At 47.0% G+C, this 681-nt stretch carries 1 protein-coding gene and 1 pseudogene; one reads left to right on the top strand and one right to left on the bottom strand.

Features of this window, described 5'->3' with window-relative positions:
• Positions 1-338: pseudogene (locus R7093_RS25750) on the top strand (YjjW family glycine radical enzyme activase); the annotation flags it as partial.
• Between the two features lie 24 nt (positions 339-362).
• Here the strand turns inward: R7093_RS25750 and R7093_RS25745 are convergent.
• On the bottom strand, positions 363-681 hold a 319-nt coding region (locus R7093_RS25745; protein WP_411913257.1), incomplete at its 5' end, for a LysR substrate-binding domain-containing protein.

Here is a 681-nt window from a genome sequence, read left to right as displayed (position 1 = left end):
CGTGGCAAACCGACACACATCGTTGGTTAACTGGCCGAGAACATCACCGAGTCTTTCAGGCGATTGAGTTTCTTGCAGAACAACAAAAGCTGTACGAAGTGCGTCTTCTGCATATTCCCGGTAAAAGTGACTTAGATACGGAAATCGAATCGGTAGGGCGGTATCTTAATGCGCTACCAAGCTCGGTACACGTTCGCCTCAATGCTTTTCAACATCATGGCGTGGTAGGAGAGGCACGCAGCTGGGACAAGTGTTCAAAAGAAGAGATAGAGCAACTAAAGGAACAGCTTGGAAAGTTTGTTGATCGTCCTATCGCTGTTCCTTCTGTATTCGTTTAGAGCTGCCTCTTATCTTTACACACCTCAGCCTTCGAGCTCTATACAAGCATCAAGCAACTGTTGTTGCAGCCATCTCAGAGCAGGATCATTGAGACTCGCTTTGTTCCACACCAAGCTGTAAGCCACTTGCCCGTAATCAAACGGTAAAGAGCGCTGCACTAAACCTTTCGCTTGATGTGCGACTCCCGCCCAAAGTTTTGAACACGTAAATAGATAATCGGAATGATGGCACATGACGGCTGCCGAACCGAAATCTGCAACACGCATCGCCATATTACGCTTTGAATGCTGCTGAGTGAGGTTTTGTTCGAAGTAAGGCTGAGAAAGGTCTTTATCGTGAATT

It is taken from the genome of Vibrio sp. 1580 (assembly GCF_033340055.1).
The sequence above is the reverse complement of the archived record's forward strand: the minus strand, read 5'-3'. Positions and strand labels throughout refer to the sequence as shown.